Annotated in this window: 17 protein-coding genes; 14 read left to right on the top strand and 3 right to left on the bottom strand. The window is 69.8% G+C overall.

From position 1 onward, the window contains the following. The first annotated feature begins 53 nt into the window (after nucleotides 1-53). The 7 genes from Actob_RS36250 (at nucleotide 54) to Actob_RS36220 (ending at nucleotide 8,665) form a co-directional block, all read left to right on the top strand. Nucleotides 54-1,820 carry a putative Ig domain-containing protein gene (locus tag Actob_RS36250; RefSeq protein WP_284916463.1) on the top strand — a complete coding sequence of 589 codons (1,767 nt, stop codon included), beginning with the start codon at nucleotides 54-56 and terminating at the stop codon, nucleotides 1,818-1,820. A gap of 32 nt (nucleotides 1,821-1,852) precedes the next feature. Then, nucleotides 1,853-2,539 (top strand): PulJ/GspJ family protein, encoded by a 687-nt coding sequence (locus tag Actob_RS36245; RefSeq protein ID WP_284916462.1) that lies wholly within the window; start codon nucleotides 1,853-1,855, stop codon nucleotides 2,537-2,539. A 2-nt stretch (nucleotides 2,540-2,541) separates the two neighbouring features. After that, nucleotides 2,542-4,080 (top strand): RICIN domain-containing protein, encoded by a 1,539-nt coding sequence (locus tag Actob_RS36240; RefSeq protein WP_284916461.1) that lies wholly within the window; start codon nucleotides 2,542-2,544, stop codon nucleotides 4,078-4,080. 10 nt (nucleotides 4,081-4,090) lie between these two features. Beyond that, complete coding sequence (locus Actob_RS36235) at nucleotides 4,091-6,451, top strand: excinuclease ABC subunit UvrA (RefSeq protein ID WP_284916460.1); 2,361 nt, start codon at nucleotides 4,091-4,093, stop codon at nucleotides 6,449-6,451. Nucleotides 6,452-6,689: 238 nt separating this feature from the next. Continuing rightward, nucleotides 6,690-7,196, top strand: coding sequence for a SigE family RNA polymerase sigma factor (locus Actob_RS36230; protein WP_284916459.1), 507 nt, complete (start codon nucleotides 6,690-6,692; stop codon nucleotides 7,194-7,196). Further along, entirely contained in the window at nucleotides 7,193-8,050 is an 858-nt protein-coding gene (locus Actob_RS36225) for a hypothetical protein (protein WP_284916458.1), read from the top strand. The genes Actob_RS36230 and Actob_RS36225 overlap by 4 nt, the downstream gene beginning before the upstream one ends. A gap of 279 nt (nucleotides 8,051-8,329) precedes the next feature. After that, a complete protein-coding gene (locus Actob_RS36220) occupies nucleotides 8,330-8,665 on the top strand; it encodes a hypothetical protein (protein ID WP_284916457.1) in 336 nt (111 codons plus the stop codon). Here Actob_RS36220 and Actob_RS36215 read toward each other — a convergent pair. The 3 genes from Actob_RS36215 to Actob_RS36205 form a co-directional block, all read right to left on the bottom strand. After that, nucleotides 8,643-11,081 carry a glycogen/starch/alpha-glucan phosphorylase gene (locus Actob_RS36215; protein ID WP_284916456.1) on the bottom strand — a complete coding sequence of 813 codons (2,439 nt, stop codon included), beginning with the start codon at nucleotides 11,079-11,081 and terminating at the stop codon, nucleotides 8,643-8,645. The two genes, Actob_RS36220 and Actob_RS36215, sit on opposite strands and share 23 nt — an antisense overlap. 2,239 nt (nucleotides 11,082-13,320) lie before the next feature. After that, the gene (locus tag Actob_RS36210; RefSeq protein ID WP_284916455.1) at nucleotides 13,321-13,752 is read right to left on the bottom strand and encodes an SRPBCC family protein; all 432 of its coding nucleotides are present in this window, start codon (nucleotides 13,750-13,752) and stop codon (nucleotides 13,321-13,323) included. An 11-nt stretch (nucleotides 13,753-13,763) separates the two neighbouring features. Then, entirely contained in the window at nucleotides 13,764-14,723 is a 960-nt protein-coding gene (locus Actob_RS36205; protein WP_284916454.1) for a LacI family DNA-binding transcriptional regulator, read from the bottom strand. A gap of 172 nt (nucleotides 14,724-14,895) precedes the next feature. On the opposite strand from Actob_RS36205, the gene Actob_RS36200 reads away from it, so the two are divergent. The 7 genes from Actob_RS36200 (at nucleotide 14,896) to Actob_RS36170 (ending at nucleotide 23,444) form a co-directional block, all read left to right on the top strand. After that, nucleotides 14,896-16,119: a sugar ABC transporter substrate-binding protein gene (locus Actob_RS36200; RefSeq protein WP_284916453.1), complete on the top strand. Its 1,224-nt coding sequence runs from the start codon at nucleotides 14,896-14,898 to the stop codon at nucleotides 16,117-16,119. After that, the gene (locus Actob_RS36195) at nucleotides 16,116-17,039 is read left to right on the top strand and encodes a carbohydrate ABC transporter permease (RefSeq protein WP_328518400.1); all 924 of its coding nucleotides are present in this window, start codon (nucleotides 16,116-16,118) and stop codon (nucleotides 17,037-17,039) included. Before Actob_RS36200 ends, Actob_RS36195 begins: the two co-directional genes overlap by 4 nt. After that, entirely contained in the window at nucleotides 17,036-17,845 is an 810-nt protein-coding gene (locus tag Actob_RS36190; RefSeq protein ID WP_284916452.1) for a carbohydrate ABC transporter permease, read from the top strand. The genes Actob_RS36195 and Actob_RS36190 overlap by 4 nt, the downstream gene beginning before the upstream one ends. Nucleotides 17,846-17,882: 37 nt before the next feature. Continuing rightward, nucleotides 17,883-19,736 (top strand): glycoside hydrolase family 127 protein, encoded by a 1,854-nt coding sequence (locus Actob_RS36185; protein ID WP_284916451.1) that lies wholly within the window; start codon nucleotides 17,883-17,885, stop codon nucleotides 19,734-19,736. 2 nt (nucleotides 19,737-19,738) lie between these two features. Next, on the top strand, nucleotides 19,739-21,427 hold the full coding sequence (locus Actob_RS36180; protein ID WP_284916450.1) for a carbohydrate-binding protein: 1,689 nt from the start codon (nucleotides 19,739-19,741) through the stop codon (nucleotides 21,425-21,427). A gap of 113 nt (nucleotides 21,428-21,540) precedes the next feature. Beyond that, nucleotides 21,541-22,362: an MOSC domain-containing protein gene (locus Actob_RS36175; RefSeq protein ID WP_284916449.1), complete on the top strand. Its 822-nt coding sequence runs from the start codon at nucleotides 21,541-21,543 to the stop codon at nucleotides 22,360-22,362. A 107-nt stretch (nucleotides 22,363-22,469) separates the two neighbouring features. After that, entirely contained in the window at nucleotides 22,470-23,444 is a 975-nt protein-coding gene (locus Actob_RS36170; RefSeq protein WP_284916448.1) for a LacI family DNA-binding transcriptional regulator, read from the top strand. The last annotated feature ends 24 nt before the right edge of the window (nucleotides 23,445-23,468 follow it).

The following is a 23,468-nucleotide window of genomic DNA, read 5'->3' as shown; positions in this document are numbered from 1 at the left end:
GTGCTTGTTGGCAGGCTCCCGCGTGGGCGCCGGCGGATCAGTTGAGGAGTGGGATGCGCGGCGAATCGTCCGACCGTCGCGGGGACGAGGGCTTCACGCTGCTCGAAGTCCTCGTGGCGATGGCTGTGATCAGCGTCGCCATGGCCGGGTTGGGCGCGTTCTTCGTCAACGGTGCGGTCATCGTCGCTCAGCAGCGTGATCAGCGCTACGCGGTCCGGCTCGCCGGCAACGCGCTGGAGCAGGTCCGGGCGCTGGAGCCGACGGCGCTGGTGGACGGGCGCGGCGCGCAGAAGGTCCTGCAGCAGTGGCAGAGCCTCCAGAACGGGCCGTTCAAGAACAAACTTCAGCCGTACCTGGACAGCATGGAGCCGGCCGACAACGGCATCGAGGACAGCACCGAGGGAGACAACGCGTCGCTGCCCACGGCACCGAAGACGATCACCGTGGGCGGCACCAGCTTCACGCAGAACATCCTCGTCGGTACCTGTGAGGTCTACGTGACGCGGACGGACAAGTGTGTCCTCCCGCTGCCCGTCGGCGACCCGTTGCGTCCGGCGGACGCCACCTCGATCCTGGAGTACTACCGGGTGGTCGTCCTGGAGACCTGGCAGCACAAACGCTGCACGGTGTCCGGTGGCGTGTGCGGTCACATCGCCTCGACCCTGATCTCCAAGGACAAGGCCGACGCGACGTACAGCACCACCCGGGCGATTCCGAAGATCCGCCAGCCCGACATGAAGGTGTTCTACCGGGGCCGGAACGACGTCGCCGTCAAGATGAAGGTGACCGGCGGCAACCTGCCCAACACCTGGAGCGCCGTCAACCTGCCCGACGGCCTCTCGATCGACCCGCAGACCGGGATGGTCGGCGAGAAGCAGACGCCGACGAAGGTGGGCACCTGGTCCTGGTCTGCCACCGGTACCTACATCAAGGTGGTGGAGAGCCAGCCGCCGGTCGGCACGCTGTCGCCTCGTTCGGACACCGACAAGGCGCTCAGCCCGGCCCTGACCTGGCGAGTGATCGAGCCGCCGACGGCCCGGGTGCCCGCCTCGACGAGCTACCTGGGTGACCCGATCAGCATCGCGCCGGTCGTCGTGGACACCACGGCGCCCGTGGTGCCCTACACCTACTCGATCAAGGACCTGCCCGCCGAGCTGTCGTTCGATCCGGCCACCGGAACGATCACCGGGACGCCGGCCGCGACGTTCACCGCCACCATCACCGCCACGACCACGGCGAACTACGTGCCGGTCCCGGTGACGTTCACGCACACGGTGTACTCGCCGCTGACCCTGCAGCCGATCGCCGACCAGCAGGTCGACCTGCTGTCGACGGTCAACCTGCCGGCGCCCGTCGCGGCGGGTGGTGACGGGAAGTACACGTTCAGCGCGAGCGGTCTGCCGGCCGAGCTGAGCATCAACACCACCACCGGGGTGATCTCCGGCGGTCCGGTCCTCATCCAGGGCCGGTACCTGCCGACAGTCACGGTGCGGGACGGACTTGGAGGGTCGGTGAGCGTCAGCTTCGCGTTGCAGGCGGGCTCCGCGTCCAGCCTCCAGTTCACCTCGCCGGGCGTCGCCGTCACCTCCAGCCTGGGCAAGGCGGTGTCCATCCCGGTCACCACCAATGCCGCCACCATCGGCGTGAGCATCAGCCAGATCGACGCCGCCGGGCTGCCGAAGGGCATCAGTCTGGACGGCCAGGGCAAAAACCTCACCGGTACGCCGATCGTGCCGGGCGTCTACACGGTCACGCTGACCGCGATCAGCCCGAACAGCAAGCAGAACACGCAGTACACCTTCGTCTGGACCGTCCTGTGAGCCGTCGTCTCGTCAGCCGGGGAGGAGCCTGGATGTCCCGGTGGAAGCGCCGCCGACCGGCCGGTGACGACCAGGGCTTTTCCCTGATGGAGGTGATGGTCACGACGGCGATCACCGGGGTGGTGACGCTGATGGCGGTGACCGCCACCATCCAGATCTACTCCGGGACCAAGCAGATCGAGCAGAACTCCGTGGCCGGCGACCAGCTCGACATCGCCTTCACCCGGCTGGACCGTGACCTGCACTACGCGACGATGGTCAACGGGCCGACCGCGGGCGCCAGCAACTCCCGGTCGTACCTGGAGTTCGCGATCCCGGCCCGGGAGAAGACAGCGACGGACGCCACGGATCCGCTGCCCCAGTGCCGGCAGCTCATGTTCGACCCGACCCAGAAGTCGCTGGCGATGTACAGCTGGGAGCTGCCCGGCACGAAGCCGGCGCTGCCGGCCAACCTCGCCACCGACGTGGCGCTGGAGGACGGTGCCACGTCGCCGTTCCTCGTCTCCAAGCCGGGGTTGCCGGCCGCCGCGGCGAGTCCCGGGACCACCGGGCTGGGCAGCGAGTTCAACAACACGTACCTGATGGTCCGGATCCGCTTCAAGGTCAAGGTCGGTGACGTCGTCCAGCGGTTCGACAACGTCTTCACCTCACAGAACGTCTACAAGGACGCCGTTCAGGATCAGGACCCGTCGGCTTGCGCGAACGCAGGGAGGCCGTAGCCATGAGGACTCAGCGCCGTGCCGGCGACGACAGCGGGTCGCTTCCCATCGCGATGATGGTGGTGGCCACCGGGCTCGTCCTGTCGATAGCGGTCCTTCCCATGATCGTCCGGCAGGTCACCGGCGCCCGGACGATGGCCGACCGCAACACCGCCCTGGCCGGCGCCCGGGTGGGCCTGGACGTGGTGCTGGCCCGGATCGCGGCCGCCGTCGACAAGTCCTCCGGTAAGTCCACCGGTCTCCTGGAGGACCTGCCGCCGTGCGACAAAGCGATCGAGGGTGACGTCGGCGTGGGCGACGAGAAACTCGACTACTCCGTGACCGTCAAGTACTTCGACGCGGCCGACCAGGAGATGTGTCCCGTCACGACGGTCCCGTACCGCGCGGAGCTGAGGTCGGCGGGCCGGGGCGCGGCCAACCTGTCCCCGGCCGGCGCACCGGCGCAGTACGCCTCCCGCAAGTTGACCGGGAGCTACTCGTTCGGGGTGGACAACGACAACCAGAAGGCCACCGGCGGTTCGATCCGGATCGACAGCTCCTCGGTCGGCAACCTCTGCATGGACGCGGTGTCGAAGACTCCCGCCGCCGGCGCGCCGGTCAAGGCGCGACTCTGCGACGGCAGCAGCACCCAGCAGTTCAGGTACACCGAAGAGCTCTACATCAAGCTGGTCAACTCGGAGACCGACGCCTACCCGACCGGCATGTGTGTGTTCGGCACGACGGTGCACGCGAACGGGAAGGCGATAGTGCTCCAGCCGTGCCCGACCGGCACCATCGTGCCCGACTTCCAGTGGAGTCTGGACAACAACAGCGAGCTCAAGTCGACCAGCCCCACCCGTACCGTGGAGAACTTCTGCATCAACCTCACCACGGCCAGCAAGGTGGACACGCCGCTGATCCTGAACTCGTGCAGCAGCAACGCCTCGCTGAACGTGTGGCGGTTCGACGCGGCGGTCGGCGCCGGCATGGCCGGTGAGGAGACCTACCAGCTGGTCAACTACTCCCAGTTCAGCCGCTGCCTGGACGTCACCAACCGGTCCGTCACCTCGACGTACATGATCGCCTGGTTCTGCAAGCAGGACCCGAACGGCGTCGTCGACTGGAACCAGACCTGGTACCACCCGGTCCCGGTCGCTCCGGCGGTGGAGAAGAAGGGCGTCATCTACGTCGTCACCGGCGGCAAGCGGTACTGCCTGAAGTCGCCGCTGGTCGCCACGTCGAGCAGCTGGGTGACGGTGACGACCACCGGCTGCCCGCAGACCACCACGACGAGCCTCACCGGCATCCCGGCCGAGCTCGTCTGGAACGTACGCCGCGGCACTCCCAGCTACACCACGAGTTACCGCATCGAGGACAGCAAGGGCCTCTGCCTGCAACCGGCCGACCTCAAGACCGGGGTCAAGAACGTGGACCTGCACTCGGACGGCACCAGCAAGGTCAAGGTGGCCGTGTGCAACAGCTCCGAGCTGCAGAAGTGGAACGCCCCGGCGAACATCAGCAACTCCAGTCCGCTCGGCGACGTGGTCGAGGTGAGCAACTAGCCTGGCCGTCATGGAGAAGACGCATGTAGCCGACAGTCACGACCTCATCCGCGTGCACGGCGCACGCGTCAACAATCTCAAGGACGTCAGCGTCGAGATCCCGAAACGCCGGCTGACCGTGTTCACCGGTGTTTCGGGCTCGGGCAAGAGCTCGCTGGTCTTCGGCACCATCGCCGCCGAGTCGCAGCGGATGATCAACGAGACGTACAGCGCGTTCGTGCAGGGGTTCATGCCGGCCCTGGCCCGCCCCGAGGTGGACGTCCTGGAGGGCCTGACCACGGCGATCCTGGTCGACCAGGAACGGATGGGTGCCGACCCGCGCTCCACGGTCGGCACCGCCACCGACGCGAACGCCATGCTGCGGATCCTGTTCAGCCGGCTCGGCGATCCGCACATCGGCTCGCCGCAGGCGTACTCGTTCAACGTCGCGTCGATCTCCGGCGCCGGCGCGGTCACCATGGAGAAGGGCGGCGTCACCACCAAGGAGCGGCGCAGCTTCAGCATCACCGGTGGCATGTGCCCGCGCTGCGAGGGGCGCGGCTCGGTCACCGACTTCGACCTCACCGCGCTCTACGACGACAGCAAGTCGCTCAACGAGGGCGCGCTGACCATCCCGGGTTACAGCATGGAGGGCTGGTTCGGCCGGATCTTCCGCGGCTGCGGTTACTTCGACCCGGACAAGCCGATCAGCGAGTACACCAAGAAGGAACTGAACGACCTGCTCCACCGGGAGCCGACGAAGATCAAGGTCGACGGGATCAACCTGACCTACACCGGCCTCATCCCGGCGATCCAGAAATCGTTCCTGGCCAAGGACCGGGAGGCGATGCAGCCGCACATCAGGGCCTTCGTGGACCGGGCGATCACGTTCACCACCTGCCCGGAGTGCGACGGCACCCGGCTCAGCGAGGGCGCCAGGTCCTCGAAGATCCGCGGCGTGAGCATCGCCGACGCCTGCCGGATGCAGATCAGTGACCTGGCCGAGTGGGTGCGCGGGCTCGACGAGCCGTCGGTCGCCCCGCTGCTGGCGAAACTCCAGCACACCCTGGACTCGTTCATCGAGATCGGCCTCGGCTACCTGTCCCTGGACCGCCCGGCCGGCACCCTGTCCGGCGGCGAGGCGCAGCGCACCAAGATGATCCGGCACCTCGGGTCGTCGCTCACCGACGTCACGTACGTCTTCGACGAGCCCACCATCGGCCTGCACCCGCACGACATCCAGCGGATGAACGAGCTGCTCCTGCAACTGCGGGACAAGGGCAACACGGTCCTGGTGGTGGAGCACAAGCCGGAGGCGATCGCGATCGCCGACCACGTCGTCGACCTCGGGCCGGGAGCCGGCTCGGCCGGTGGCGAGGTGGTCTTCCAGGGCACCCTGGACGGGCTGCGGGCCAGCGGCACGCTGACCGGGCGGCACCTCGACGACCGGGCGTCGCTGAAGCCCGACGTCCGCAAGCCGTCCGGCTTCCTGCGGGTGCGCGGCGCCGACCGGCACAATCTGCGGAACGTGGACGTGGACGTCCCGCTCGGCGTGCTGGTCGTGGTCACCGGGGTGGCCGGCTCCGGCAAGAGCTCGCTGATCCACGGCTCGGTGGCCGGGCGCGAGGGCGTGGTCGCGGTCGACCAGGGCGCGATCAGGGGATCCCGGCGCAGCAACCCGGCCACCTACACCGGCCTGCTGGAGCCGGTCCGCAAGCAGTTCGCCAAGGTCAACGGGGTGAAGCCGGCGTTGTTCAGCGCGAACTCCGAGGGCGCCTGCCCGAACTGCAACGGCAACGGCGTGATCTACACCGACCTCGGGATGATGGCCGGGGTCGCCACCACCTGCGAGGTGTGCGAGGGGCGCCGGTTCGAGGCCTCGGTGCTCGACTACCGGGTCGGCGGCCGGGACATCAGCGAGGTGCTGGCGATGCCGGTCGCCGAGGCGGTCGCGTTCTTCGCGGCCGGGGACGCCAGGAACCCGGCGGCCCACAAGATCCTGCAGCGGCTCGCGGACGTCGGTCTCGGCTATCTGACCCTCGGGCAGCCGCTCACCACGCTGTCCGGTGGCGAGCGCCAGCGGGTCAAGCTCGCCGTCCACATGGGGGAGAAGGGTGGCGTCTTCATCCTCGACGAGCCGACCACCGGTCTGCACCTGGCGGACGTGGAGCAGTTGCTGGGCCTGCTCGACCGGCTGGTCGACGGCGGCCGTTCGGTGATCGTGATCGAACACCACCAGGCGGTGATGGCGCACGCCGACTGGATCATCGACCTGGGCCCGGGCGCCGGCCACGACGGTGGCCGGGTGGTCTTCGAGGGCACCCCCGCCGACCTGGTCACCACCCGTGCCACCCTCACCGGCGAGCACCTCGCGGAGTACGTCAGGTCCTGATCCGGGCAGTCTGGTTTGCAGCGCTGCATTGACACGCTCCGCTCCCTTCGGCACTGTTGCGAGGCGGTGTCCGGACCGGCGGGAAAGCGTTGTCCGCACGGCCCCCTCCGGGTCGGGTCGACGATCGGATTTCCTCGTCCGTCCGGGCCTTGCCGGCGCGACCGGTTGATCTCTAACGTCATCCGGTCCGGAGAAGGTTCAGGCAATGAACCGGCCAGGGAGCGGGGGAGGGGTGCCGATGCGCGACGACGCGTTCCGCGCGTACTTCGAGCGGCATCATGCGTCGCTGTCGCGGCTGGCCTACCTGATGACCGGGGAGTCGTCGGTCGCCGACGACCTGGCCGCGGACGCGCTCACCGAGGTGTGGCGGCACTGGGAGCGGGTGCAGGCCGCCGACGACCCGGTCGCCTACGGCCACGGCATCCTGATGAACCTGGCCCGCCAGTGGGTGCGCCGCCGGGGCCGGGACCGCCTGCTCGGTCTGGGTCTCGCCGGCCGCGCGCCGGGCGGCAGTGACGTGCCGGCGGTGCTCGACGTCCGCAGTGCGCTGCGCAAGCTCCCGCACCGCCGCCGGGCATGCGTAGTCTTGCGGTACGCGTTCGACCTGTCCGAACGTGAGGTCGCCGCGACGCTGGGCATCTCCGTCGGCGCGGTGAAGAGCGCCACCTCTCGGGGTGCGAAACAGTTGGCCGTCCTGCTGGGCGGGGCGGTCACCCGGATCGACGGCTGGGAGGCGGCCCGATGAGGCCCTCGGACGAGCAGTTGCGGGCGGCGTTGAAGGCCGAGGCGGCCGCGCACCGGCCGGACCGTGAGGCGATGCTGGCCCGGATCACCTCGACCGCGATGAACACGCCCGTGCCGCCGCGCCGCAGCGGTTCCCGGCTGCGGCTGGCGGTCGTCGGCGCGCTGGTGGCGCTCTTCGGCGGGGGTGGCTTCGCGGCCCAGTGGGCACTGGCCGGAGCGACCGACAACGATCAGGCCGTCCCGGTCGTCTCGACGCCCGCGACCGTATCGCCGCCGCCGTCGGCGTCCCCCGGTGTGTCCGTCTCCTCCACACCGACCGGCAAGCCGGCGAGGACCACCGACCCGGCCACCCCGGCGACGACCGCGCCGGCCACCGCGACGACCGGCCCGGCCACCACCTCGCCGACCCGGGCGCCGTCGGCGGCGCCGGCCAAGGGCCAGCCCGGCTACACCCGGGTCGAGCAGGGCCCGCTCTGGTCGGACGGCTCGATCGACCCGGACAGTGGCGACACCCAGGGCGCCGGCGTCATCACCCTGAAGTCGGCCGAGAGGCTGACCGCCCTCACGGTCACCGTCCGGGTCGCGAAGACGCCGGGCCTGACCTCGCGCGGCGGCACCAAGTCGGTTCCCGGGGCCAGCGTGACCAGCACCGTCACCGAGCGGCCCGACGCGCTGCTCTACACGTTCACCCTGGCCTCGGCGGACGAGATCGCTCCGGGGACGTACACCTTCACCGCCAGGTACAGCTACGACCCGGGCGGCCGCGACGCCGGCGGCGACACCTACGAGGCGGTCGCCACCACCGCGAGCGGCCAGTCCCTCGACGTCTACGGCAACTTCTACCCGGCGGGCTGAGTTCCCGGTTGGTGTTTCCGTCTCGAACAGTGACCACCCACGGGCAGTGAAGAGGGCGGCGATCGCCCTGGACGCGCAGCGGCCAGATCGCCGCCCTCGGCCCGCGCGGGAGCATGCGATCCGCACCCCAGCGGACCTGCGTAAATGAAGATTTTGAGGATCTTGATCGGCTCCCCGGGCAACTGGCGACCAGGCGCTCCCGGACGATAAGATGATCATGAATCTCGACGCCGCGGTGAGTTCGGCCGGGATCAGCACGTCGACCCGGCGGGAGGGGCCGTGATCGATCGGATCGAGGAGCCGGCGGCCGTCGTGTCGGTGCGCTGGCTCTCCGCTGCCGAGGGCGGCCGCCGCTCCGGGCCTCCCTCGGCGCCTGTCTATGCCGCCACCTGCGCCTTTCTGGCCGGCGACGGCACCTCAGAGGTGCTGAGCATCCTGATGGAGCAGTTCGGTCCGGAGGACGGCGGCGAGCGGCGCGCCCGGATCGGCTTCCTCGCGCCGGAGATCGCCGCGCCGTATCTGACCGTCGGCCGGCGGATTCTGATCCAGGAGGGCGCGCGGGTCGTCGGGCACGCCCTCATCCGTGAGGTGTTCAGTCCTCGCGGGGAACCGTGACCGGGGCGACCCGCCAGATGCGGGCGGCGTAATCGGCCACCGTGCGGTCCGCCGAGAAGAACCCGCTGTGTGCCGTGTTGAGAATCGACATCCGGGTCCAGCGATCCCGATCCCGCCAGGCGCGCTCCACCTCGTCCTGCGCCTCCAGATATGACCGGTAATCCGCGAGCGTGAGGTATTCGTCCCAGCCGAGCAGCGACTCCGCGACCTCGTGCCCGACCCCGCCGAACGTGCCCGCCGTGATCGAGTCCAGCGCCGTCTTCAGCTCGGCGTCGCGGTCGTAGAAGCCCCGCGGGTGGTAGCCGCCGAGCTGCACGTCGACGGCCTGGAAGGCGTCCAGTCCGAAGAGGAAGAAGTTCTCCTCGCCGACCCGCGCCCGGATCTCGATGTTGGCGCCGTCCAGCGTGCCGATGGTGACCGCCCCGTTGAGCGCCAGCTTCATGTTGCCGGTGCCGCTGGCCTCCTTGCCGGCCAGGGAGATCTGCTCGGAGAGGTCGGCGGCCGGGATGATCCGCTCGGCCAGCGTCACGTTGTAGTTCTCCGCGAAGACCACCTTGAGGTACGGCGCGACCACCGGATCCGCCGCGATCGTCGCGCCCACCGCGTTGATCAGGCGGATGATGCTCTTCGCCGCGTGGTATGCCGGTGCCGCCTTCCCGGCGAACAGCACCACCCGGGGCACCCAGTCACCCGTCGGGTTCGCCCGGATCCGGTGGTACATCGTGATCACGTGGAGCAGTTTGAGCTGCTGCCGCTTGTACTCGTGGAATCGCTTGATCATCACGTCGGTGAGCGCGTCCGGGTCGCCGGCGGCCAGGTCCACCTTGTTGGCGCGTTTCACCGCCCGCCACCGCTCGGCGAACGAGGCGTCGCCGGTCAGCCGCTCCAGCCCGGCCAGCTTGTCCAGGTCGTTGAGCCAGCCGTCGCCGCCGAGCCCCTCGGTGATCAGGTCGGACAGCCGAGGATTGGCCAGCTTGACGAACCGGCGGGGCGAGACGCCGTTGGTGACGTTCTGGAACTTGGCCGGCCACAGGTCGGCGAAGTCCTGCAGCACCGTCTCCCGCAGCAGCTTGGAGTGCAGCTCGGCGACCCCGTTGACCGCCTCGGTGCCGACCACCGCGAGGTGCGCCATCCGGACCCGGCGCTCAGCGCCCTCGCCGATGATCGACATCCGGCGGATCCGGTCGGTGTCGCCCGGGAAGCGGTCCTCCACCTCGCGCAGGAACAGCATGTTGATCAGGTAGATGATCTCCAGGTGGCGGGGGAGCAGCCGCTCGAACAGGTGCACCGGCCAGGTCTCCAGGGCCTCTGGCAGCAGCGTGTGACAGGTGTACGCGAACGTGCGCCGGGTGATCGACCAGGCCTTGTCCCAGTCCAGCCCGTTCTCATCGACGAGCAGCCGCATCAGCTCCGGGATGGCGATCGTCGGGTGCGTGTCGTTGAGCTGGATGACCGTCTTGTCGGCGAAGTCGTCCCAGTCCTCGTTGCGGATCCGGAACCGCCGGATGATGTCGCGCAGCGAGCAGGAGCAGAGGAAGTACTGCTGCTTGAGCCGCAGCTCACGGCCCAGTTCGGTGCTGTCGTCCGGGTAGAGCACCTTGCTGATGTTCTCCGCGCGCACCGCCTCCTGCACAGCCTCGGCATACTGCCCCGCGGAGAACCGGGACAGGTCGAAGGAGGCCTCGCTGCCCCGGGCCCGCCACAGCCGGACGATGTTGACCGTCTCGGTGCCGTACCCGGGCACCAGCATGTGGCTGGGCTCGCCGAGCACGATCTCGCCGGGCAGCCAGCGCTTGCGGATCTCCGAGCCGGCGACCGGCTCGGTGTGCCCGTAGAAGCCGACCGTCTGCCGGTCGTCGGGCGCCGGGAACTCCCACGGGTTGCCCTGGAACGCCCAGTCGTCAGGGCGTTCCCCCTGCGCGCCGCCCTCCAGCGACTGCCGGAAGATGCCGAAGTCGTAGCGGATGCCGTAGCCGACCGCCGGGATGTCCCGGGTGGCCATCGAGTCGACCAGGCACGCGGCGAGGCGTCCCAGCCCACCGTTGCCCAGGCCCGGCTCGACGTCCAGCTCCTCGATCTCCTCCAGCGACCGCCCGAGCACCTTCACCGCCGCGGCGGCCATCTCGCCGGTCCCGGAGTACAGCAGGTTCTGCTCCAGCTGCGCACCCAGCAGATACTCCGCGGACAGGTAGTAGACCCACCGCGGATTGGTGGCGAAGTGCGCGGCCGCCGTGCGCGCCCGCCGATCCGCGAGCCGGTCGCGCACGGTCAGCACCAGCGCCTCGTAAGCGTCCCGCGAGCTGGCCGACTCGATGGTCGTCCCCCTGCGGTAGTACAGACTGCTGAGCAGATCCTGTTGGAACTCTTCCGCGGTGGTGCCCAGTCGTCGCAGACCGATGCCTTGGCGAAGATCCATGCGCCCCATTCTGCCGCGACCACGTTTCCAACGGCTGACGTTCTCGGTTCCGCTCGTCGAAGAACCCACGCCCGCATCCCAGGGTCCCCCCGCTTGACGTGCATGTCCCCACCCATCCTCAAGACCGCAACCACCCCCACGACAGGCATGCCGCTACCAATCCGACCGCACCCCAAAACCCGCTTTCGTACGACCTACGCCGACTTCCGCCCCGATCCACGACGAATGCGCGCTCCCCGCACAGCCGTCCGGCCCACCCGTGCTGGATGCTCTCCTCACCACCGACTTGCGCCCCGATCCACGACGAACGCCGCTCCCCGCACAGCCGCCCGGCCTGCCCGTGCTGGATGCTCCCCTCACTGCCGGGTTGCCCCCTGGCGCGACCACCCCCACCGCCCAGCCGGGTTGCTCCCTGGAGCGAGCACCCCTCCCAGTTGGGATGCCAGCCGGGTGAAAGCACACCCGCCCAAGGGGTTGGTTGGGTGGAGCGAGCTCTCCTGACGGGGCGTCTTGGGTAAGGGCGAGCCCTCACGGGTGGGGTCGTTCCCGGGCAAGACCGAGCCCTCACGGCGAGTTGTCCCGGGAGGAGCACCACCCCGCCCGCGCTGCCGACTACAGGTGCTGCCTTGTCGGGCGGTATGCACCGAGCTGCCGAACCCGGCGGCGGAGTTGACCGAGTTGACCGCGATATCGCCAGCGAGGTGACGACTGCGGAGGGCGTGACTGCTATGCCCCCGCAAATGGAAAAGTAATGCTTCACCTCCGCCTCGCCACCGATAAAAGACGTGGCTAGATAAGATCCGCGGGACTGACAATTCCGGTCCGCGCAGACCGGTGCAAAAAGCGTTAGGGTGGAATCTTTAACCTTATCCACCCGACAGGGAGGGTCGCGAGTCCGGCGGTTCCGGACAACACTGGGTGTCACCTTTGCCACCATCCCGCCCCAGCCAAATTCATCAATAAAATCCCGCCCTGCCGCAAGCGAACCGCCGCCCGCCGCCCTGCCGCAAGCGAACCGCCGCCCGCCGCCCTGCCGCAAGCGAACCGCCGCCCGCCGCCCTGCCGCAAGCGAACCGCCGCCCGCCGCCCTGCCGCAAGCGAACCGCCGCCCGCCGCCCTGCCGCAAGCGAGCCGCCCCGCCGCGAGTGAACCCCGCGGTGCCGCGACCCCCTCGACGCCAACTGCCCATCCGGACCCCGGGCGCCTCGGCCCGGGTGGGGACTGCTTCGGTATGCCTGCTTCGGGTGCCGACCGCTCAGTTACCCCCGCGGCATTTCGCGTGGCGGCTTGCTGCTCCGTGTCTCGGGATGTCGCTCGGGCTGCGGATAATGCAGGTGCGTATGCCGCTGTCCGCAGGTGAGATGTGGCCGAAGCTGTGGGTGCCGCTGCTGATCGTGGTGACTGGGACCGCAGGTGAGATGTGGCCGAAGCTGTGGGTGCCGCCGCTGATCGTGGTGGCTGGGGCCGCGGGTGAGATGTGGCCGAAGCTGTCGGTGCCGCCGCTGATCGTGGTGACTGGCACGTGGCGTTCTGGTGCGGTGCGGGCTGCTGCGGCCGGTTCGGTGCGATGTCCGTGGCGGGGCTGGATGGGCCGGCGGCATCTCGTCGGGATGCTTGTGGCGGCCGTGGCTCTCCGCTCCTGGAGCGTGAGGTACGCGGGTTCGCCGTTGGAACCGCGGGGCGTGTCTGATCGTTTTTCGCGGCGGGTGCTGTCACGGCGCGCTGGTGGAGACGGCGAAGTTTTTCGGCCTGTCTGCGTCGCAGGCCCCACGCACGGTGACGCTCGTGCTCCCGACGAAACTCGTCTTTGAGGGGTGAATAATTGCGCGATGCGGTTCGATCCCGCATCTTCGCGAGTTCTGCCTTGCCGAACAATGACAACTGCGCCATGCCCCCATTATCCCGACCCCCGAACCCCGCCCATCAGTATTCGATCATGTCGTTTCGATAAACTCCCACAGCGAATTTCCACAATAGTTCGGAAGAATGAGGATCATCAGGGGGCGCGTGCGCGGAGGGCACCTGAACCGAGAGCAGGCAGCGGCCCGCTGGGGGAGGACCGAAGCGGGGAGCACCCGCAGGAAAGCGGGCACGGAGCAGAGCGGACCCGGAAGGCGCGATCGGGCTGGAGGCGGGCGGCGGCCCGGAAGGAGGAGCGGCGGCCCGGGAAGGAAGGCCGACCCCGGAGAGAAAGCGAAACGGAGAACAGCCCGACTGAGCTATGGGTGAGCTGTGGACCTCAGGCCGCTGCCATCCGCCGGGTCAGTTCGGACGCGCGGTGCAACTGGACCGAGCGAGCCTGCCCCACCACGAACCGCCGCAGCGGCGCCGGCGCGGCAAGCCTGATCGTCTCCACCACCAGCGTGCCGCTGACCTGTGGAGACAGGACAACCCGCGAGGTGAGGGTGACGAACCCAGGACTCCGGACCGCGCTGACGACCGCCCGGCCCAACGCTTCGCCGGTCATCGTCACGCGGATCGGGTTGTTCCAGTGGAACGGGCCGAAGGTGAAGCGCTCGACAGCGACGTACGAAACGGTGTCGTCGGCCCGGTGGATGTCGCGGACCTCGACCAGCAGCGGGGACAGGCCGAGATAGCTGCGCGGATCCATCAGGTGCGCGTAGATCCGCGCGGCCGGCGCCGCGACCGTGAACGTGTGGACCAGCTCCATGATCGCGCACCTTAATAGACGGCTGTCGACTCCCGTGGGACCAGGCGGCAGGGGCGGGCCACGCGGCCGTGTGCCGGTTCGCCGTTGATCGCGGCCAGCAGCAACTCGGCGGCGGTCCGGCCGATGCCCTCCAGGTCCATGTCGACGCTGGTCAACGCGGGGCGGCAGGCGTCGACCATGACGTCCCAGTTGTCGAAGCCGACCAGGGCCACCTCGCCGGGCACGTCCCGGCCGGCCTCCCGCAGCCCTTCGGCGACCCCCCTGGCGATCTGGTCGTTGCCGCAGAGCACCGCGTCGAACGCGACACCGCCGGAGAGCAGCATCCCGGCCGCCTGCCGGCCCCACGCCTCGGTCCACTCGCCGTGCAGCACCGGCGCGGCGAGTTCCGCCTCGGCCGCCGCCGCTGCGGCGCGGACCTGCGCCGAGTGGTGGTGTTCCGGGCCGGTGACGTGCGCGATCCGGCGGCGGCCGGTGTCCAGTAGGTGGCGGATCGCCCGCCGGGCGCCGTCCGCCTCGTCCGGGACGACCGAGCAGTCCCGCGGGTCGGTGGAGCTGATGAAGGCGTAGACCACCGGCACCGGCAGGCCGGCGCCGATCGGGGCCCGCGCCTGGGTGCGGCGGCCGGTCACGATGATCCCGTCGACCTTGCGGCTCAGCAGCGTACGCAGGTAGTACTGCTCCCGGATCGGATCGTCGCGGGCGTCGCACAGGAAGACCGACATCTGCCCGGCGCCGAGCGCGTCCTCCGCGCCGATCAGCAGCGGGATGCTGAACCGCCCGATGGTGTCCGTGGTGATCATCCCGACCGTGTAGGTGCGCCCGGTCTGCAGGCTCCGCGCGGCCGCGTTGACCACGAATCCGAGCTGGTCGGCGGCCTGCTGAACGCGTAACCGGGTCTCCGGCCGCATGGTGCCGCGACCGTTGAGCGCCTTCGACGCGGTGCCTGTGGAAACCTTCGCGAGGGCGGCCACCTCGCTGATCGTGGCGCCGCGTCGTTCGTTGCTCAGAGTTTCCTCCCCGGTTTCCTTCGCCCTGTGCAATGCGACGGTAACTTCCTATTGACACGCCCGCAAGGACGTCCTTAGCGTCTAGGCAATCGTTTTCCTTGAGTTTCCCCACACCCGCTCTCGAGGGGTAACAACCATGAACATCCGAGGCCTCGGCGCCGCGCTCGCGGTCACCGCCTGCCTGCTCTCCGCCTGCTCGTCCGGCGGCGACACGACTTCTTCCGGCACACCCACGAGCTACGCCGTCTGGGACCCGTACCCGCAGTTCGACGACAGCTCGGACTGGGTGAAGCTGCTGACCAAGTGCGGCACCGACGCCGGCGTCACGGTCAAGCGCACCGGTTACGACACCACCGACCTGACCAACAAGGCGCTGCTCGCCGCCCAGCAGAACAACTCCCCGGATGTGCTGATCGTCGACAACCCGGTCGTCTCCACGCTGGCCGAGGCCGGCGTGCTCACCACGACCGAGGAGATGAAGGTCGACACCTCGGCGGTCGAGCCCAACCTGCTCGCGGCCGGCCAGCTGCAGGGCAAGACGTACGGCATCCCGATCGGCGCCAACACGCTGGCGCTCTACTACAACAAGAAGGTGCTGGACGCCGCCAAGGTCGACCCGGCCACCATCAAGGACTGGGCCGGGCTGACCGGGGCGCTGGCGAAGGTGAAGGCGGCCGGCAAGAAGGGCATCACCTTCTCGGCGATCGGCACCGAGGAGGGCAGCTTCCAGTTCCTGCCCTGGTTCTGGGGTTCCGGCGCGAACCTCACCCAGCTCGACTCGGCGCAGGGCGTCGCCGCGCTGAGCCTGTGGACCGACTGGCTGAAGAAGGGCTACGCGCCCAACTCGGTTCTCAACAACACCCAGACGACCAGCTGGCAGGAGTTCGCCGCCGGTGACTTCGCGTTCAGCGAGAACGGCACCTGGCAGCTGGCCAACGCCAAGAAGGCCGGTTTCGAGTACGGCATCATCCCGATCCCGTCCCAGGCCGGCGGCACCGCCCCGGCGCCGACCGGCGGCGAGTTCGTCACCGCCCCGGTCCAGTCCGACACCGGCAAGTACGCCACCACGCAGAAGCTGATCGCCTGCCTGACCAACGCGGACAACGCCCTCACCACCGACACCACCCTCTCCTACGTGGCGGCCACCAAGCCGGTGCAGGAGAAGCAGGTCGCCGCGAACCCGGACCTGAAGGTGTGGGCGCAGGCGGTCGGCGCGGCCAAGGGCCGGACCAGTGACGATCTGGGCACCAAGTACCCGAAGATCTCCGAGCCGATGTGGGGCGCCTTCCAGGCCGCGCTGTCCGGCTCGAAGAATCCGCAGCAGGCGCTCACCGACGCCCAGGGTGCGGCGAGCAAGTGACGACGCACGCGGAAGCGCTCGTCCGGACCCGGGGGGCTGCCCGGGTCCGGCGGGCCCGGGGACAGTGGGCGGCGTGGGCGTTCCTCGCCCCGGTGATCATCTACCTGGTCGCGTTCTACGCCTACCCGCTCTACCGCAACCTGGACCTGAGCCTGCGGCACTACACGGTCCGCTCGTTCGTGCAGGGGGACGCGCCGTTCTCCGGGGCGGACAACTACACCACGGTGTTCGCGGATCCGACCTTCGGTCCGGCGCTGCTGCACACGCTGGTCTTCACGTTCGTGAGCATCGCGTTCCAGTTCGCCATCGGCTTGGCGCTGGCGGTCTTCTTCACCGCTCACTTCAAGCTGTCGGCGACGTTGCGGGCGCTGTTCCTCGTACCGTGGCTGTTGCCCTTGATCGTCAGCGCCTCGACCTGGTCCTGGATGCTCAACAGCGACTCCGGGATCGTCAACGTCGCTCTCGAGGCCCTGCACCTCGGGCACGTCAACTGGCTGACCTCGCCCGACTGGGCGCTGACCAGCGTGATCATCGCGAACATCTGGATCGGCATCCCGTTCAACCTGGTCATCCTCTACTCCGGACTGCAGGCCATCCCGGCCGACGTCTACGAGGCGGCCGCGCTGGACGGCGCGACGAGCGGGCAGCGCTTCTGGCAGATCACGTTCCCGCTGCTGCGCCCGGTCTCCGCGATCACCCTGCTGCTCGGCCTGGTCTACACCCTCAAGGTCTTCGACCTGATCTGGATCATGACGAAGGGCGGCCCGACCGACGCGTCGACCACCCTGGCCACCTGGTCCTACAAGCTGTCCTTCGGCAACCTGCTGCCGCAGTTCGGCCCGGGCGCGGCGGTCGGCAACCTGCTGATCCTGATCGCCCTGTTCTTCGGTCTCCTCTACGTTCGGCGGCAGCGCTCATGACCAAGCACCTGAGAACCGGCATCGGGCTGATCCTCACCGCGATCATGCTGTTCCCGGTCTACTGGATGATCAACGTGTCCTTCACCAAGGACACCGACATGCGTGCCGACCCGCCGCACCTGTTCCCGTTCGACGGCACGCTGGACGGTTACCGGGCGGTGCTCGACCAGCAGCTGCCCTATCTCGGTACCAGCCTGGTGATCGGGCTCGGCACCGTGGCGCTCACCCTGATCGTCGCGGCGCCGGCCGGGTTCGCCCTGGCCAAGCTGCGCCCGCGGGGCGGCGGCGCGCTGAACTTCGTGCTGCTGATCGCGCAGATGATCCCCGGGATCATCATGGCGATGGGGTTCTACGCCATCTACCTGCGGGCCGGTGTGCTGAACACGCTGCCCGGGCTGATCCTGGCGGACTCCACCATCGCGGTGCCGTTCGGCGTACTGATCTTCACGGCCTTCATGTCGGGCATCCCCGACGAGCTGGTGCAGGCCGCGCTGATCGACGGGGCGACCACCGCGCGGACGTTCCGTTCGGTGATCCTGCCGGTGTCCCGCAACGCGATAGTCACCGTCAGCCTGTTCGCCTTCCTCTGGGCCTGGTCGGACTTCGTCTTCGCCACCACGCTCGACGGCGGCGGCGAGTACCAGCCGATCACCCTCGGCATCTACCACTACATCGGCAACAACAACCAGCAGTGGAACGCCATCATGGCCACCGCCGTGATCGCGTCCATCCCGGCGACCCTGCTGCTCATCGTCGCCCAGCGTTACGTGGCAGCCGGTGTGACCGCCGGCGCCGTCAAGGATTGAGGAAAACCGCGCCATGGACGTTTCGTACGGCCCCGTCGTGCCCACCTCCCGTGCCGTCTCCGCGCTGCGGCCGCTGCCGCGCGAAGCCGTGACGCTGCGGCCGGAGAGCCTGTTCGGTGGGTGGCAGGCGCGCAACGCCGCCGTCACCCTGCCGCACTGCGTCGCCCAGCTCGACGCCTACGGCAACCTCGCCAACCTGCGCAGGGTCACCGGCGACGCGGCCGGGGAGTTCCGCGGCTTCTGGTTCGCCGACTCCGATGTGTACAAGACGCTGGAGGCCGCGTTCTGGGGCGGCGACGAGTCCGGATTCGTCGCCGATGCCGCGTCCCTGCTGGAGAAGGCGCAGGACGCGGACGGCTATCTCGACTCGTACTACCAGGTCGACCACCGCGACAAGCAGTGGAGTGAGCTGCATTTCAGCCACGAGATGTACTGCGCGGGCCACCTGTTCCAGGCGGCGGTCGCCGCCGCGCGAAGCGGCGCCGCGGCGGCCCCGCAGGTGGTCTCCATCGCCCGGCGGTTCGCCGATCTACTGGTACGCCGTTATGCCGGCTCCCCGGAGGTCGACGGCCATCCCGAGGTCGAGACCGCGCTCGTCGAGCTCTACCGGGTGACCGGCCACCGCCCGTACCTGGACCTGGCCGCGCGTTTCGTGGCGAACCGGGGGCACGGCGTGCTGGGCGAGGGGCGCTTCGGTCCGCGGTACTTCCAGGATCATCAGCCGGTGACGGAGGCCGACGAGGTCACCGGGCACGTGGTCCGGCAGGTGTACCTGCTGGCCGGTGCGGTCGACGTCGCCGTGGAGACCGGTGATGCCGAGCTGCTGGCGGCGGCCGAACGACTGTGGGACTCCGCCCTGGAGAGCCGCACCTACCTCACCGGCGGCCAGGGTTCCCGGCACCGGGACGAGGCGTACGGCGATCCCTACGAACTGCCGCCGGACCGCGCGTACGCCGAATCCTGCGCCGCGATCGGCAGCTTCCAGTGGGCCTGGCGCCTGCTGCTGGCCACCGGCAAACCGAAGTATGCCGACGAGATGGAGCGGCTGATCTACAACGGCATCGCCGGGAGCACGGGGCTCGACGGCGCCACCTTCTTCTACTCCAACCCGCTGCAGCTGCGCACCGGGCACGACGGCTCGCACGAGGACGCCCCGTCGCAGCGGCTGCCCTGGTACTCCTGCGCCTGCTGCCCGCCGAACCTGGCCCGGCTGATGGCCTCGCTGGACAACTACGCCGCCACCGGTGACGCGGCCGGGCTGCAACTGCACCTCTACACCGCCGGCACGTTCCGGGCCGGCGGCCACGCGGTCGACGTGCGCACCGACTACCCGTGGGACGAGACGATCACGGTGACCGTCACCGAGGTCGGCCCCGGGCCGTGGGCGCTGTCGCTGCGCATCCCGGCGTGGTGCACGCGGGCGCGCCTGACCGTCAACGGCGAGCCGGTCGACGCCGGCGAATCCGGTTGGGTCGTCCTGGAGCGGACCTGGCTCGTCGGCGACCGCGTCGAGCTGACCCTGGCGATGCCGCCTCTCCTGATCACCGCGCACCCGCGCGTCGACGCCGTCCGCGGCGCGGCCGCCGTCGTCCGCGGCCCGATGGTCTACTGCCTGGAACACGCGGACGCGCCGGCCGGCGTGCCGTTCGAGGACCTGGAGCTGGACGCGTCAGCGCCGCCGCGGGTCCTCCGGGACCCCGACGGTCTCGCGCCGGTGCTGCTGCGGATCTCGCTGCGGGCCCGGCCCTCCGACACCCCGCATCTCTACCGGCCCCTCCCGGCCCCGGCACGCGCCACCCCACCGGTGGCCGTGACCGCCATCCCCTACCACCTCTGGGCCAACCGGGAGCCGGGACCGATGCGGGTGTTCATCCCCCTATCCGAGAGGTGATCATGCGCCGCTCCGTCATCCCCGTCCTGTTGCTCGCCGCCGCCGGGCTGGTCGTCCCCAGCCCGGCGGCGGCCGCCGGCAACACCCTCACCGTCAACGTCGGCACCGCGGTCCGGCCGGTCACGCACGTCGCGGCCGGCGGCCTCTACGCCGTCGACACCGGGAGCAAGCCGCCGCTGGAGCAGATGTACCCGCTCCGGATGAACCACCTCACCCAGCCGCCGCCCGGCGTGCAGCAACTCGGCAACGGCGCCACGGTTCCGTGCTGCGACGGCCTGCAGGTGGCCGGCAAGGTGACCAGCGCCGGCGCCCAGCAGTTCTGGCGGCTGCCGGACATCTACCGGGACTTCCCGTACAAGTGGGTCAGCTGGGCCGACTGGGAGTCGAAGGTCCGCACCATGGTGAACGCGCGGCTGGCCGCGACCGGCACCACCAACGTCGACGGCTACGAGCTGTGGAACGAGCCGGACTGGACCTGGAACACCGGGTCGGCCGGGACGTTCAACGCCGGCTGGACCCGTACCGTCAAGCTGATCCGCTCGCTCGACCCGGTGACCCCGATCGTCGGCCCGAGCATCTCCTGGTACAACCACGACTACCTGGTCAGCTTCCTCACCAACGCCCGGGACACCGGCACGCTGCCCGACGTGATCGTCTGGCACGAGCTGGACAACGACGACTACCTCAACATCGGCGCGGACGTGGCCGACTACCGGGCGATCGAGAAGTCGCTGGGCATCTCGCCGCGACCGATCTCGATCAACGAGTACGCGTCGCCGAGCCAGGTCGACATCCCGAGCGTCGCGGTGCACTTCATGGCGACGTTCGAGCGTTACGGCATCCGGGACGCCGAGCGCGCCTACTGGTACGAGGCCGGCACCCTCAACGGCCTGCTGCACGACAACGCGCCGACCTCGTCGTACTGGGCCTACAAGTGGTACGGCGAGATGGCCGGCACCATCGTGCAGACCGTCCCCGGCTCGTGGCTGGAGGGCGTCGCCGCCTACGACCCGACCCGCAGGTTCGTGAACGTGGTGTTCGGCGGCGACAGCGGCAACAACACCGTCAAGGTCAACGGGCTCGGCGCGCTCGGCTCGCAGGTCCGGGCCACCCTCGTCCGGTCCGGCACCACCGGGCGGACCACCAACCAGAGCGCGCCGATCGCGGTGTCCTCGGCCACCTACCAGGTGTCCGGCGGGAGCATCAGCGTGCCGGTCGCCGGCATGGACGCGGCGGACGCCTACCAGCTGCTGATCACCCCGGCCTCGGGCGCCGCCACCTGGCAGCAGCGTTACGAGGCGGAGAACGCCACCGTCGTCAACGCCAACCGGTTCTCCGCCGGCTCCGCCTCCAACGGCGGTTACGTCGGCCAGATCGACGGCTCGGCGAACTCCCGCAACCAGTCCTTCGTGGACTTCGTGGTGAACGTGCCCACCGCTCGCACGTACACGATGACCATCGGCTACGCCAACGCCACGGGCGCCACCGCGACCCAGGGCCTGGCCTACAACGGCGGCGCCTTCCAGACGATCTCCTACCCGCCGACCGCGGCCTGGGGCGTCTTCGGCTCCACGGTCAGCACCCCGGTCACCCTGAAGGCCGGCTACAACGTGATCCGCCTGGCCAAGGGCTCGCCCAACTTCGCCGGCGGCACCGGCTACGCCGAACTCGACTACCTCAACCTCGCCTGACCGCTTCCCGCTGCCGGGTCCGCCCGGACCCGGCAGCCTCTTCCGGTACGCCCGGAGCAGTCCCGTGCCGGCCGAACCCACGGCGCGCGGCCGCTCTGGTAAGCAGAACGGTCATGGGCGAGGCGGCGGGAATCTGGCGTTATCCGGTGAAGAGCGCCGGCGGGGAGGCCCTCGGCGAAGCACGGGCCGACACCGGCGGCCTGGCCGGCGACCGGGCCTGGGCCTGCGTCGACGATCAGGACGGCACCATCGGCAGCGCCAAGCACCCACGACGCTGGGGCGACCTGCTCGCGGTGCGCGCGGCCGGCGAACCGGCGACCATCGAGGTCGGCGGGGCACTCTACGAGGCCGGTTCCGAGGAAGCCGACGCGGCGCTGGCCGAGCATCTCGGCCGGCCGGTCCGGCTGACCCGGACCGCGCCCGCCACCCCACGGATCCATCGGATGCTGCCGGCCGAGGCCGGGATGGTGCCGGACTGGCTCGCCGAGCTGCGACCCGGCCAGGAACGCGTCGAGGAGGCCGGCGGCCACGCCCGGACCGGCCGGTTCGTCGACTTCGGGGCGGTGCACCTGATCACCACCGGCGCCCTGGCCGGACTGTCCGGGCGGACCGGGCACCCGGTGCCGGCCGAGCGGTTCCGGCCCAACCTGCTGATCGACGCCGACGCCGACCCCGAGCCCGGTGCGGAACTGGCGATCGGTGACGTGGTGCTCCGGGTGGCGTTCCGGACGCCACGCTGCGTGGTGCCGAGCCTGCCCCAGGACGGGCTGCCGGCGGATCCGGTCGTGTTGCGGACGCTTGCCCGGCACTATCGGGTCGAGGTGTTCGGCACCGGGAAAGGCGCCTGCTTCGGTGTCTACGCCGACGTGCTGCGGCCCGGCCGGCTGGCGCTGGGTGCCCGGGTGGACCTGGTGCCGGCGGGGCGGGTGGGGTGACGCTCCCGCCGTACCGGGAACTCGGCGGCCCGGGCCGGAGCGGACCGGGTGTGATCCGCAACCGGGTGGGATGGGTGGCGGGGCGGCCGGCACGGTAGCTTCCTGGCATGTCCCGTCCGCGCGCTGCCACCATCCGCGACGTCGCGACGCTGGCCGGGGTCTCGGTCGGCACCGCGTCGAAGGCGCTGAACGGTCGCGGCTCGCTGCGCGCGGAGACCGTGGCGCGGGTGCGGCAGGCCGCCGAGCAGCTCGACTTCCGGCCCAACCAGGCGGCGCGCAGCCTGCACACCGACCGGACCTACACGGTCGGGATGATCACCACGGACACCATCGGGCGGTTCAGCATCCCGCTGCTCATCGGCGCCGAGGACATCCTCGGCGCCGGTCAGGTGTCGGTGCTGCTCTGCGACGCCCGCGACGATCCGATCCGCGAGCGGCATCACCTGCGAGTGCTGCTCAGCCGCCGGGTCGACGGCATCATCGTGACCGGCCGGCGCACCGGGACCCGGCCGCCGATCGGCACCGGCCTGCCCGTCCCGGTGGTCTACGCCTTCCTCGCCTCCACCGATCCCGCGGACTGTTCGGTCATCCCGGACGAGCCGGGCGGCATCCGGCTGGTTGTGGAGCACCTGCGTGCCACCGGCCGCACTCGCCTGGTGCACGTGACCGGTCCGGAACATCACCATTCGGCCCGGGTGCGCGCCGCCGAGGCCGGCGTCGAAACCCTCTACGGCGAGTGGAGCGAGGCGTGGGGGCGCCGCGCGGCCGGGCTGCTGCTCGCCCGGGGACCTGCCTTCGACGCGGTGATCTGCGGTAACGACCAGATCGCCAGGGGCCTGGCCGAAACCCTGCGGGAGTCCGGCCGGGACGTGCCGGGAGACGTCGCGGTGACCGGGTTCGACAATTGGGATGTGATCGCGGAAGCCAGCCGCCCGCCGCTGACCAGCGTGGACATGGACCTGGAGGGCCTGGGCCGTGCTGCGGCGGGGCTTCTGCTGTCCGCGATAGACGGCGAGCCGTCACCCGGAGCCCACCCGCACCCGCCGCGCCTGATCATCAGAGACTCCACCGTCCGCCCCTGATCCGTCCGGCGGAGGTGGGACACT

It is taken from the genome of Actinoplanes oblitus (assembly GCF_030252345.1).
In the GTDB taxonomy this organism is placed as follows: domain Bacteria; phylum Actinomycetota; class Actinomycetes; order Mycobacteriales; family Micromonosporaceae; genus Actinoplanes; species Actinoplanes oblitus.
The sequence above is the reverse complement of the archived record's forward strand: the minus strand, read 5'-3'. Positions and strand labels throughout refer to the sequence as shown.